Raw genomic sequence first — 12,070 nt, forward strand, 5'->3', positions numbered from 1 at the left:
AAAAGATATGGGGTGCCGGGTGAATTCAACACGGGAGGTATAACATGCACTCTCAAAATGGTACGTCCAGAGTAAGAAGCTCCCTTCGGCTCAACGAATCAAACCCGAAAACCATTCTGTGTTTCGCAGCCCTGCTGATCCTCTTCGCGCTTTCTTCCTGCGGAGGAGGCGGAGGAAGCAGCAGCAGTGATGCGGGCAGTGCGGGTGTGAGCAGGGGAACAATCACCGGGTTCGGAAGCGTGATCGTGAACGGGATCCGGTTCAACACGGGCGGGGCGGAGATACTCTTCGACGACAACCCCGGCCCGGAAAGCGATCTGCGTGTCGGCATGGTGGTCACCGTTACAGGAAGGTTCAGCGGGGATGACCGAACGGGAACTGCGGATAGAATTACCCGGGACGAGCTGCTCAAGGGCCCGGTCGACGAGATCTTACCCCCCGATACCATCAAAGTTCTCAACCAGACGGTTCACGTGGGCACGGCCCTGTTCGAAGACTTCGACACTCCGGGTGATCCAATTCCCGGGGACCTCATGATGGGAACACTGGTTGAGGTGGACGGTCATTTCGATGCCTCGGGGGATATCCAGGCGACCCGGATCGAGAAGAAGATTTCCCTGCTCCAGTTCAAGATCAAGGGGATCATACGGTCCACGGGGTCTGACGGTTCCTTCGTGGTAGGGGCCCAGACCATCGATTTTGCCACGGCAGAGAGGAAGAACTTTCCTGCCCAGGGGCTCTCACCAGGCCTCTTCGTGGAGGTCAAGGGTGACCGGGCGAGTCCCACGTCTGTGTTTATCGCTTCGGTGGTTGAGGTGGAAAACCAGGGCCTCGAAGGGTTCCCGGGAGACAGGGTAGAGGTCGAGGGGTTCGTGAACCTCATATCCCTCCCCTTTGACACCGATCCCGGCAACATCGATTTCGAGGTAAGCGGCCAGCCGGTCGATATCGTTCCGGGAACCATCGTGGAGGGTGGATCCCTCGCCGATATCGACCTGAACGACAAGGTCGAGGTGGAGGGCATCCTCGAGGACAGGCAAGGCGAGCTCGTCCTCGTGGCGGGGGAGATAGACCTCAGGCGTGCGAACAACATCAAGATCGCCGCCTTCGTGGAAAAAACGGATGGCGTGAGTGTCACACTCCTCGGAATCAGGGTGCTCAAGGACGATCTCACCGAGCTCAAGGACAGCAGGGATGACCTGCGGCCCTTCACGCTGGGAGACATCGAGGAAGGGGATTACCTCGAGGTACGTGGTACCCTCGACGGTACCGATGTGATCGCGAGCCGCATCGAGCGGGACGACCCCGACGACATAATCCTTCAGGGGTTCGTGACCTCCGAGACCCCCACCACCATGCTGGAGATACTCGGCGTGAAGGTGCACACCTCGGGGGCCCAGTTCGAGAATGAGAACGACGGCCCCATAAGCGCTGAGGACTTTTTCGACCGCATCGGTGTGGGGTCGCTCGTGAAGGCGAAGGGTTCCATCAGGCCGGGCACGGAGAATGAGATCGACGCCCGCGAGGTGGAAATCGAGGAATAACACCGGGGGCGGGGGGGGCCATGTTTCTCCCCCCTCCCGACTCTGACTCTGCTTCAGAGCGGCCACCAAGGTTCCAACGGGGTCAGTTCCCATTTTCTCAGGTTTTTCCGGTTTCCACGCACAAAATATGAGGATATGGGAACTGACCCCGTTGTCTCTTAAAATCCTCATGTAACACCTGGACCAGTTTTTGGGGGGCAGGTTAGTCTTGCAAGCTTTTGCTCTTTTATTCCCGTAAAAAACAAGAACGAAAAAAAACTTGACAGCGGAGCAATCACTATTTATACTGTTCGCTAAATAGACAATGAAGGGGGGAAAAATTGTCTATCCATATATTTCTTACCTTCGATACGCGCTGTAGTTATTAAACGATAATCCCAATTTAGACCTGTATTTAGAGAGTTTGCGGCCTATGTGGTCTGGCCAGCATGGGGTATCAGTTGAGATAAAAGCCTATAAAAACGATAGGGAAATCAGTGAAGGAGGCAGTCATGGCATTGCAAAGAACCGCGGCAGAAGTCGTAAAAAATCTGAATGAGGAGTTTGGCGGAGCTGATGCGATTGAGACGCTCAAATGGTCCCTCGAGCATTTTGGAGAAAGGGTTGCTTTCGCATCATCTCTCGGAGCGGAAGACATGGTAATTACGGATTTGCTGTGGAAGGTAGATCCCAAGTCCCGGATTTTCACTCTCGATACGGGAAGGCTCCCGGAAGAAACGTACAGGGTTATGGACAAGGTGCGAGAAAAATACGGTATCAATCTCGAGGTGTATTTCCCGGAGAATGATCGCGTGGAAGAGATGGTGAGGAGCAACGGGATCAACCTGTTTTACGATTCCGTCGAGTACAGGAAGTTGTGCTGCTACGTGCGGAAGATGGAGCCGCTCAAAAGGGCCCTTTCCGAACTCGATGCCTGGATATGCGGCCTTAGAAGGGACCAGTCAGTTACCCGGGAAGATCTGGCAGTTTTTGAGCTCGATGAGACAAACGGGGGGATTTTGAAGGTAAACCCCCTCATTGACTGGTCCGAGGAGGACGTGTGGAAGTATATCAGGGAAAACAATATCCCTTATAACGAGCTTCACGATAAAAATTATCCTTCCATAGGGTGTGAACCCTGCACCAGAGCGATAAGGACCGGCGAAGACGTCCGCGCCGGGCGCTGGTGGTGGGAAAGCCCCGAGCAAAAGGAATGCGGGCTCCACGCGAAGTAAGCGCAGTAAGGGAGAGCAGGATGAGCCATACCATAGAGCCATACGGCGGTGAACTCAAGGAAAATTACCTTCTTGGTGACCAACGAGAGCACTTTTTAGAACTTTTTCCTTCCCTTCCGGAGATAGTTGTTCCGAAACGGATCATCTTCGACCTCGAACTGCTCGCAAACGGAGGTTATTCCCCTCTGGATGGCTTCATGACGGAGAAGATGTACACGTCCGTGGTGGATGATCGGCATCTTCCTTCCGGTCTCCCCTGGACTATCCCTATCGTCCTTCCCATTCCCGGGAGTGACAGGGACCGCTTGAGGAACAAGAAACTGGCGGCGCTGGTATCGGAATCGGGAAAAGCTATGGGGTCTGTCACCATAGACGATATATTTAAATATGATAGGGAAAAGGAATCACTGTCCGTTTACAGGACGAAAGACACGGCTCACCCGGGAGTATCGGCTCTTTACTCTTTCGAAGATTATTACCTTGGCGGCAGGGTACGCGTATTACCCGAATCCGTTTCAACCGAGTTCGCCGATTTCAGGTTGACACCCCGGCTGACGAGGGAGGCCTTTCGGAAGAAAGGTTGGAAAAACGTTGTCGGTTTCCAGACGAGAAACCCCATCCACCGGGCACATGAATACATCCAGAAGGTCGCTCTCGAGGTCTGCGACGGAATCCTGCTCCATCCGGTTGTTGGTGAGACGAGAAAAGAGGATATTCCGGCAGACGTGAGGATCGTTTGCTACCGCACTCTGATAGAGAACTACTTCCCAAAGGGCAGGATCCTCCTTTCGGTCCTTCCTCTCTCCATGAGATATGCGGGGCCAAGTGAGGCGATCCACCATGCCATTATCCGGAGAAACTACGGATGCAGCCACTTCATTGTGGGGAGGGATCATGCAGGAGCGGGAGATTATTACGGTACCTACGATGCTCAGAAGATATTCGATGAATTCGATCCGAATGCACTGGGAATCGTTCCCCTCTTCTTCGAGCACACCTTTTTCTGCAGGAGGTGCGACGGGATGGCATCGCTCAAGAGCTGTCCTCATTCTGATAAGGACAGGGTTATCCTTTCGGGAACGAAGGTCAGAGAAATGCTCGGGAAGGGTGAGGTCCCTCCTCCGGAGTTCACCCGGGAGGAAGTGGCCAGGATCCTGATCGATTCCTACGCGAGGAGATGATGGACATTCACATTTTGATAACGGGATTCGTCGTTGGGACGCTCATCGGCCTGACCGGGATGGGAGGGGGTACGATAATGAGCCCCATCCTCATTTTCTTCATGGGAATTAAGCCTTCTATCGCCGTCGGCACGGACCTGATCTTCGCGGCAACTACGAAAACCCTGGGAGCCACGGCACATCACCGGCACAGGACAGTGGATTACCGCATTGTGAAGATACTTCTGTCCGGGTCCCTTCCCGGGGCTCTGGCGGGCATGGGGATACTGCACGTCATGAAGAGTTACGAGTATCTGAATGTCGATTTCGTCATGAAAAGAACCCTCTCCCTGATGATCATTTTCGTCGCTGGCTTCATACTTTTCCGGTTGTTTTTCGCAGGCGACCCATCGGATTGTCTAACGGAAAAACGGTGCAGGAGGTACGATAGAAAGGGATTTCTCGTTATTGTCGGATTCATCGTGGGAGTGCTCGTCTCCATAACGTCCGTGGGGTCCGGGACCCTCATTATTTTCATTTTTTCCACCTTTTACCGCTTCTGCCCGAGGCAGATGGTGGGAACAGATATCATGCACGGGCTCGTTCTCACGGGTTTCGCAGGAATCCTCCACGCTGGCATAGGCCATCTCGACTTCCCCCTGCTTATCAACCTTCTCGCCGGATCCCTTCCGGGAGTGTACCTGGGAAGCCTCCTCTGCCTGCGGATCCCCGAAAAGGCCCTCAAGTTTATTCTGGCAGGGAGCCTCATCGCAGTTGGACTGAAACTTTTCTAGGAGTGATCATGGAACTTACCTATTTGCCAGTCGGCCTCGCCCTCAAGGGAAAAGAGGTCCTGATCGTGGGGGGCGGAAGCGTCGCGGAGCAAAAGGTGAAAAAAGCGCTGGCTTCCGGCGCGAAGGTGACCGTTCTGTCCCCAAGGGTTTCCAGGGAGATAAAAAAACGCGAAGATGAGGGGAGCATAAGGGTTGCGCGGAAGGGGTTCTCGCCCGGCAGCACCCTGATTTCGGCAGATCTCGTGGTGGCAGCCACGTCTTCGAGGGATATCAACGCTTCAGTATCGGAGGCCTGCAGAAGAGCGGGTGTCCCGGTGAACGTGGTAGATGACCCGTCTCTCTCAGACTTTATCTTTCTCGCCGTCTCTTCCTTCGACGGCTTCTTCCTGGCTGTATCATCGGATGGCAGGAACCCGGGAGTCTCGGCCAGGATACGGGAGTTCTTTGATGAGAACAGGGAGGAGATTCAGAAGAGGGTTGTGCGGGGGAAGCGGTACACAGCAGAAAAGAATGGCCTGGGAAAAGTGTACCTCGCGGGAGCGGGTCCCGGCGCGCCCGACCTCTTGACCGTCAGGGCGCTTGCTGCGATCAAGTCCGCTGACGTTATCATAAAGGATTACCTGGTGCCCGGGGAAGTAATCGGGTATTCCGGTACACGAGCGAAGGTCATATCACTCGACAGGAAAGGGGTGGCGGGACATTCGGTGAGGATCGACCGGCAGGATTACGTGAACCGTCTCATGGTCCGTCTGGCAAGGAGCGGCAAGGTGGTGGTGAGGCTCAAAAGCGGTGATCCCTTTGTGTTCGGAAGAGGGGGTGAGGAGATGGAGTATCTCGAGAGCAGGGGTGTAACTGTGGAGGTCATCCCCGGTATTACCGCTGCCATAGGCGCCGCAGCAGAAGCCGGAATTCCCCTTACTCACCGGGACTACTCCTCGTCGGTCCTCTTCATCACGGGGAAGGAAAACCCCGGCAAAGGGGAATGTTCGGTGGACCTGAAATGCCTGCCGGCGGGTGCTACGGTGGTTTCCTACATGTCAGTGGCAAACGTGCAGGCATTGAAAGATAAGTTCTTACGGGATGGTGTACCGGAAGGGACCCCCGCGGCCATCGTGGAGAAAGCATCGTGGCCCGACCAGAGGGTAATTCACACTACCGTCGGCAAGATCGACGAGGCGGTGAGAGATCGGGGGGTAACCGCTCCGGCACTCATCATCGCGGGGAATGCAGTCGCCGTTTCCTCCAGGATAATGAACAGGAAAGGGGAGACGGTCACTCCCGTATTCGGCCAGGATACCGGATAAGGAGAAGAGCATATGAAAAATACATTGAGGGTATACGAAAGCATACAGGACCTCGTGGGTTCCCCCGAAGAACCCACGCCATTGGTGCGGCTGAACCGGGTAAGGGGGAGCAGGGGTCAGATATTTCTGAAGCTCGAATGGCTGAACCCTTTCGGATCGATCAAGGACAGGACGGCGAAGTACCTCCTCCAGGGTCTGAAAGACAGGGGCCTTCTTGCGGGAAAGGAGATCGTGGAACCCACATCGGGGAACACGGGAATAGCCCTCGTTGCAATGGCCAACCTCCTGGGCATACCATGCACCATTACCATTCCTTCCGGGGTTCCCGAGGAGAAGATTACTATACTGAGGGTGCTGGGTGCAAATGTACTACCCACACCGGATGACCTGTGTCCAGTAGATCATCCAAAAGACGGCGCCATCGCACTGGCGAAATCGTTCGTAGAGAGCCCGAGGACGAAAGATGCGTTCATCATGCCAAACCAGTATGAAAACCCCGATAATGTGAAAGCCCATTACGAGACCACCGGCCCCGAGATTTGGAAGCAGACGGAAGGGAGGGTGACCCACTTCTTCGCCGGATACGGGACCTGCGGGACGATCACGGGGGTAGCCAAGTACCTGAAGGAGAAGAACCCTGCGGTGAAAGTGATCGCCATCGAACCCCAGAAGGGGCACAAACTACCGGGACTCAAGAGTTTCGAAGAATCGAAAAAACCGGGGATCCTGGACGAATCCCTGATCGACGATTCCCTTGTAGTAGAAGATGGCCCGGCATACGAAACGACGATGGACCTCATCCGAAAGGAGAGCCTCCTTGTTGGACCTTCTACGGGAGCCATCATCAGGGCCGCGATCGATTTCGGGCTCGATGAGGGAGCCGTAGCCGTCGCGGTGTCACCGGATAACATCTTCAAATACGGCTCCTACTTTGCTGAGGTGGTAAAGGAGGAGGCGGCGGTCAGCCTTTGAGGGAGCAAGCAACTGGCATTGAGAGGAAGATATATGAAAGAAGCGGATTACAAAGAGCTGAAAAAAGGCGGCATGATGAGACAGGCCGAGAAGGGAAAGTTCTCGGTAAGACTGCGTTTGGCAGGTGGAAGGCTCACCGCTGAGGCGATGGGTGTTGTGAAGGATGTGGCGGACAGGTACGGGAGAGGAGAGATTCACCTGACCGCGAGGCAGGGGATCGAGATTCCCTTCATTTCTCAGGATGACCTCTTCAAGGTGAAGAGCGAACTCGCTGCCGGGGGCGTAGAAGTCGGTGTGTGCGGCCCCACGGTGAGGACGGTTACCGCCTGCCAGGGAAGCAAAGTCTGTCCCCTCGGTGTGCTCGATGCCTCCGGACTTGCCAGCGAAGTCGACAGGCTCTTTTACGGGAAGCCTGTACCCACCAAGTTTAAGGTCGGAATCTCCGGATGCGTGAACAACTGCCTGAAGGCTGAGGAGAATGACATTGGTATAAAGGGCGGTATCGAGCCATGCTGGAACAGGGACCTCTGCACGTACTGCGGGGTCTGTGAGGCTGTGTGTCCCGCCGATGCGATAAGAGTCAGAGAGGAAGAAGGCAGGGTTCATATCGATCTGGGAAAGTGCATTTACTGCGGCGATTGTATCAAAGCGTGCCCTTTTCGTGCGATGCAGGAGTCGCGCAGGGGATTTTTCGTGTTTGCAGGAGGAAAGTTCGGCAGGTTCCCGTCTTTAGGGAAAAAGATGGGGGGATTCTTTACCGGTGATTCCGCGGTCATCAGCATCGTTCGCGAATCGATAGAATTCTTTAAAAGCTTCGGGAAACCAAAGGATAGGTTCGGAACTACCATTCAAAGGGTTGGATTCAAGGAATATGAAAAATATGTGCTCGATGCTCTAAAGGAGGAGATGGGTGAAAAAGCTGCTCGACATCACAGGTGACGTGTGCCCCATGACCTTTGTGCGTGTAAAAATGGAAATGGAGAACGTCAAAGAGGGAGAGGTGCTTGAGGTTGTTTTGAAAGAAGATGAGATAAAAAACGTGATGGAATCTGTAAAGACGGAAGGATACGAGGTCCTGAATGTGGAAAGGGGGGATAGTATCTTCCGTCTGTTGCTCGCTCGTTGAAAAAAGACGGAGAAATTTTCATCGAGATGGAATGCCGAAGTTTCTAGCTATGAACTGCGTACTCGCTTGTTTGTAATGCGGATTGCGGATTGCGGAATGAAAAACAGTTAATCATCCCAAAAATCCTTTAACGTTATTTTGAGACGGTATGTAGTGGAAAGTGGCCAATATTTAACAGGAAGGTAAGGGGATGGCCGACAGAGAATTGGATTTCCAGTCCGTCTACGATTCCTTCCATCCCAGGATTAATCGATACCTTACGCGGTTGGTTGGCCAGAGTGAGGCCGACGATTTAACCCAGGAAGTGTTCGTGAAGGTGAGCAGAGGTCTTTCGGATTTTCGGGGAGACGCCAAGCTCTCCACGTGGGTCTACCGCATCGCGACGAACGTCGCTATGGACCGGCTGCGGAGTATGTCTGCCGGACCGGCGATATCGAAGACGTCAGTTTCAGAGGAGGGGAAGGCCTTCGAAGACAGGGATCTGTGGACGGGGGAGAAGAAACCATCCATGGATCGCCAGATGATTCGTGAGGAGATGAGCGAGTGTGTGCACGAATTCATAGACAGGCTTCCGGAGAGCTATCGTGCCGTGGTCTTATTGAGTGAGGTGGAAGGTTTGAAAAACCGGGAGATAGCCGAGGTGCTGGGAATCAGTCTCGATACCGTGAAGATCAGGCTGCACCGCGGCAGGTCGAAGCTGAAGGAAGAGCTCGAGTCCGGGTGCAGCTTTGACCGTGATGAAAAGGACGTACTGGTCTGTGATCGAAAAGAGCCAACCGAGGAATCCAGCTAATTAGGAATTTAACGGGGTCAGTTCCCATNNGGAAAAACCTGAGAAAATGGGAACTGACCCCGTAGAACGCCCGGAAAAACAATCGCAGCCGGATCATTTTCTGGAACGGGTCAAGAACTATTGCACAATGCTTGATTGGTGGGTCTCAAAAATTATCTCAAAATCCCGGGAAACCTTTTCAAAAGCGGTAAGAACATCCGGATCGAAATGCTCAGGGATACTTCTACTGTTACCTTCCACTATCATTTTAAACGCTGTATCATGATCAAAGGGTTCTTTATAAGGTCGCCTGCTTCTCAGTGCATCGTATTGATCGGCAAGCATAACGATCCTACTCCCGGAGGGGATCTTTTCACCTTTCAACTTCCTAGGATACCCGGAGCCGTCCCATCTCTCGTGATGGTTTAATGCAATCGAAGCCGCCAGGTCTATACCAGGGTATGTCGCCTGCGACAGCATCTTTGCGCCTATCGTTGTATGCGATTGGATTATGCCAAATTCTCCCGGAGTCAGGGGGCCCGGCTTAAGGAGTATATCATCCGGAATTCCCACCTTTCCGATGTCGTGTAGAGTACTTGCGAAGGTGATAGTTTCAACAAATTCCTCAGGCATCCCCAAAGCTTCCGCAATTCTCCTGGAATAAAGGCCAATTCTCCGGATATGGTCTCCCGTATAGGTATCCCGGTATTCGGCAATCGAGGCAAGTGTCTGAACCATCTCTCGACTGGCATTTTTAAGGGTCGTTAATACCTCTGTCAGTCTGCGGGTTCTTTCCCGGACTGTCTCCTCGAGTTCGCCCCGATAGCGCTTCTCTGATTCGACATTGCGGTGATATTTAAGGGCTTTTTCCAGAGCATCGATGAGGTCTTCCGGTTTGTAGGGTTTCTGGATAAAATCGAATGCTTTTCTTTTGATTGCGGTGATTGCGTTATCCAGGTCGGCATAACCCGTGATGAGCAGCACGGGAAGCTCGGGATTGTATTCATGGATCATATCTAAAAGATCCAATCCCGAAATACCGGGCATGTTTATATCGGTGATCACTGCCTCGATGTTGTTCATTGTCAGTTTTTCCATCGCATCATATCCATCCAAACTTGCCTCAACGGAAAAACCATGTATGGTGAGAATGGATGATAATGACTCGAGCACATCCGGTTCGTCGTCAACGACGAGTATCCTTCCTTTCTGGTCAATATCAGCTAGCATAGTCGTATGACCTCACCTCTCATAGTCATACTTCTCGATCAACGGTACTTATCGGAAGGATTCGTCGGAAAATGAAGACTGTTCACTAATTGAAAATCATTATAAATAACAGAAAAACCACAATTCCACGGGGTCAGTTCCCATATCCTCATATTTTATTCGTGGGAGGCGCAAAAACCTGAGAAAATGGGAACTGACCCCGCTGTAAACCTGTCTTTTCGATGCCGTTATACCGTCGGCTTGATATTCTGGTTCAGGCGGAAGAGGTTCTGCGGGTCGTACTTGTTCTTGATCTCGACCAGTCGTTTATATTTCTCTTCACCGTAGATAGCCATGGCCTGATCCTCCGCCTCAAAGTTGGCAAATCGTGCTCCCGTCGCGTACGGAGCCAGTGCGTCCCAGGTCCCCCTCACCCATGCGATGTTTGTTTCTGTGGTGGACGGGTCCGCCCACGAACCGTTCACATTCATCACATACGGAGCCTGCCGGTTTGGATATGCTGTGCTGTTCTCCCCGACCCGGGAAACGGCTCCGCCAAGATGCACGGTTGCCAGGATCGACATGGGCGATGTGATTGCGGCGCCCCGTTTCACAATGGTATCGAGTGCTTCATCCGACAGTTCGTTGAAGTAGTGGGACTTCCAGTAGTAATAGCCACCCGGAGGCTGGCCTGCGTCAAACATCGCCTGGTGAACAACGAACGGCTTTGGAATTAACACATCGGCAATCGGCTCACCCCACTCCTTGATCGGGCGGAGGACTTCCGTGCCCTCATCGGGAGGGCCCGCGTAGCAGGCAATCATCGCTGCAATGGGGGTACCGTGGAACTCTTTGGGGACAAATGGCGCAGGCGGGGCAATCCGCACCAGGGCAAAGGCGGTGACCTCGTCCGGTGCCGACGCCGTGAACTCGCGGTAAAAAGCAAGCAGCTCCCTGGCACGGTCTATGGGGTGCATGACGATTCCCGCCAGTGCCGTGGGACCGAACTGCCGGCATCGGAACTCGAATGAAGTGACGACGCCGAAGTTCCCGCCTCCCCCGCGGATCGCCCAGAACAGATCGTCGTTCTCCTCCTTGCTGGCCTTCAGGAGCTTCCCGCTGGCAGTTACGATATCGGCCGAGATAAGGTTATCGATGGTAAGCCCCCAGGCTCGATGAAGCCAGCCGAGACCGCCGCCGAGGGTGAGACCCGCAACTCCCGTGTCGGTGACGATTCCTGCCGGAACGACGAGTCCGAAGGTTTGAGCCTCGTGGTCGAGCTCCCCGAGCCTGACGCCTGGTTCAACCCGGGCGGTAAATGTCTGTGGGTCAACCCGGACCGACTTCATCCCGGAGAGGTCGATGACCAGTCCGCCGTCGCATATCGCATTGCCCGATACGTTGTGCCCCCCTCCCCGCACGGCGGTGAGAATACTGTTCTCTCTGGCGAAGTTGACAGAAGCGATCACATCGGCAGTGCCGGCACAGCGGACGATGAGTGAAGGCCGGCGATCGATCATGGCGTTCCATATTTTGCGGGCCTCATCGTAACCGTCGTCTCCCGGGCAGAGCAATTTGCCGCGTAAACGTGATTTGAATTCTTCCACCGCTCTTTCTTCGAGGACAGTTTCTTCTCCCGTTAACCGGGTAACTTTTAAGCCTGACATATCTTACCCTCCTCTTTGCCTTTTAGGAGCTTACAGCCACAAGTTGTCGCTGGTTCCACGGGGTCAGTTCCCATATCCTCATATTTCTTGCTGGAGTGGACGGAAAAATTTGAGAAAATGGGAACTGACCCCTGAAAACAGCTAAAAAGGAAATGAGTGTCTCCTTCCTTATCAACTTCCATTTTTAAAGCATTTTGGCTATGGAATGCTTTTCATCAGGCGACGTTCCAGGTGATAGGTTAAAAAGACAGGTCAGGCCGTCGAACTGAAAGGAATTCTCTGTCCTAGCTTGAAGGGTTGACAGTGTG

11 protein-coding genes are annotated in these 12,070 nt (G+C 53.6%); 9 read left to right on the plus strand and 2 right to left on the minus strand.

The window, feature by feature from the left end:
- Nucleotides 1-44 precede the first annotated feature (44 nt).
- From GTN70_05885 to GTN70_05925, 9 genes are all read left to right on the plus strand, one after another.
- Entirely contained in the window at nucleotides 45-1,544 is a 1,500-nt protein-coding gene (locus tag GTN70_05885) for a hypothetical protein (GenBank protein NIO16513.1), read from the plus strand.
- A gap of 491 nt (nucleotides 1,545-2,035) precedes the next feature.
- Nucleotides 2,036-2,758, plus strand: coding sequence for a phosphoadenylyl-sulfate reductase (locus GTN70_05890; GenBank protein NIO16514.1), 723 nt, complete (start codon nucleotides 2,036-2,038; stop codon nucleotides 2,756-2,758).
- 20 nt (nucleotides 2,759-2,778) lie between these two features.
- Nucleotides 2,779-3,939 carry a sulfate adenylyltransferase gene (sat, locus tag GTN70_05895; GenBank protein NIO16515.1) on the plus strand — a complete coding sequence of 387 codons (1,161 nt, stop codon included), beginning with the start codon at nucleotides 2,779-2,781 and terminating at the stop codon, nucleotides 3,937-3,939.
- Nucleotides 3,939-4,712, plus strand: coding sequence for a TSUP family transporter (locus GTN70_05900; protein ID NIO16516.1), 774 nt, complete (start codon nucleotides 3,939-3,941; stop codon nucleotides 4,710-4,712). The genes sat and GTN70_05900 overlap by 1 nt, the downstream gene beginning before the upstream one ends.
- A gap of 8 nt (nucleotides 4,713-4,720) precedes the next feature.
- Nucleotides 4,721-6,016, plus strand: a complete 1,296-nt coding sequence (cobA, locus tag GTN70_05905) for a uroporphyrinogen-III C-methyltransferase (GenBank protein NIO16517.1) — start codon at nucleotides 4,721-4,723, stop codon at nucleotides 6,014-6,016.
- Between the two features lie 12 nt (nucleotides 6,017-6,028).
- A complete protein-coding gene (locus GTN70_05910) occupies nucleotides 6,029-6,988 on the plus strand; it encodes a pyridoxal-phosphate dependent enzyme (protein NIO16518.1) in 960 nt (319 codons plus the stop codon).
- A 33-nt stretch (nucleotides 6,989-7,021) separates the two neighbouring features.
- Nucleotides 7,022-7,927 (plus strand): 4Fe-4S dicluster domain-containing protein, encoded by a 906-nt coding sequence (locus GTN70_05915; GenBank protein NIO16519.1) that lies wholly within the window; start codon nucleotides 7,022-7,024, stop codon nucleotides 7,925-7,927.
- 10 nt (nucleotides 7,928-7,937) lie between these two features.
- On the plus strand, nucleotides 7,938-8,114 hold the full coding sequence (locus GTN70_05920; GenBank protein ID NIO16520.1) for a sulfurtransferase TusA family protein: 177 nt from the start codon (nucleotides 7,938-7,940) through the stop codon (nucleotides 8,112-8,114).
- A 190-nt stretch (nucleotides 8,115-8,304) separates the two neighbouring features.
- On the plus strand, nucleotides 8,305-8,907 hold the full coding sequence (locus GTN70_05925; protein NIO16521.1) for a sigma-70 family RNA polymerase sigma factor: 603 nt from the start codon (nucleotides 8,305-8,307) through the stop codon (nucleotides 8,905-8,907).
- A 117-nt stretch (nucleotides 8,908-9,024) separates the two neighbouring features.
- On the opposite strand, the gene GTN70_05930 is transcribed toward GTN70_05925, so the two are convergent.
- Entirely contained in the window at nucleotides 9,025-10,116 is a 1,092-nt protein-coding gene (locus tag GTN70_05930; GenBank protein ID NIO16522.1) for a response regulator, read from the minus strand.
- A gap of 227 nt (nucleotides 10,117-10,343) precedes the next feature.
- Nucleotides 10,344-11,762, minus strand: a complete 1,419-nt coding sequence (locus GTN70_05935; GenBank protein NIO16523.1) for an FAD-binding protein — start codon at nucleotides 11,760-11,762, stop codon at nucleotides 10,344-10,346.
- Nucleotides 11,763-12,070: the final 308 nt, after the last annotated feature.

The sequence above is a fragment of the Deltaproteobacteria bacterium genome, assembly GCA_011773515.1.
In the GTDB taxonomy this organism is placed as follows: domain Bacteria; phylum Desulfobacterota; class Deferrimicrobia; order J040; family J040; genus WVXK01.